This is a genomic window from Mesotoga sp. HF07.pep.5.2.highcov (genome assembly GCF_003666285.1).
GTDB classification, from domain to species: Bacteria; Thermotogota; Thermotogae; order Petrotogales; family Kosmotogaceae; genus Mesotoga; species Mesotoga prima.
Genome location: NZ_JFHJ01000522.1, coordinates 1 through 659 on the forward strand (window position 1 = coordinate 1; position 659 = coordinate 659).

2 protein-coding genes are annotated in these 659 nt (G+C 45.5%); both read left to right on the forward strand.

Features of this window, described 5'->3' with window-relative positions:
- The coding region (locus BG32_RS11085) for an oligopeptide/dipeptide ABC transporter ATP-binding protein (protein WP_409072660.1) at nt 1-163 on the forward strand (163 nt) is incomplete at its 5' end.
- Nucleotides 160-659 (forward strand): ATP-binding cassette domain-containing protein (locus BG32_RS11090; protein WP_121526835.1); only part of this gene is annotated, 500 nt, incomplete at its 3' end. The genes BG32_RS11085 and BG32_RS11090, both read left to right, overlap by 4 nt.

Here is a 659-nt window from a genome sequence, read left to right on the forward strand (position 1 = left end):
GTTCATCCCGGGTGCTCCTCCGGACTTGCTAGAGCCTCCTTCTGGCTGTAGATTCCATCCCAGATGTTCCCTGGCTATGGATAAGTGCAAAGAAGAAGAACCACCCCTAATAGAGATAGAAGATGAACACATGGTGGCCTGCTGGAGGTGTGAGAAGAGATGAACGAAAACATAATTGAAGTCAAAGACCTTCAGAAATGGTTCCCCATAAGAAGAAACATATCCCAGTTCTTCAAGGGAGAACACAACTACGTCAAGGCAGTTGACGGAGTAACCTTCTCGATAAAGAGGGGCGAGATATTCGGTCTAGTTGGAGAGTCCGGTTGTGGAAAGACCACTACGGGAAAACTAATCATGAAACTCCTAGAACCCACAGGCGGGACAATGTTCCTAAACGGAAAGGATGTAACTCATATAGAGAAAGATGAACTGAAGATTTACAGAAGGAACGTACAGATGATCTTTCAGGACCCATACGCTTCAATGAACCCTCGATTCAAGATAAGGGATGTCATGGAGGAGCCTCTAATAATACACAAACTCGGAGAAGACAGGGATGAGAGAATGAAGATGATCGAGAAGGCTTTAAGGGAAGTCAAGCTCAATCCTCCAGATGAATTCCTTGTGAGATATCCCCATATGTTATCCGGGGGTCAGAG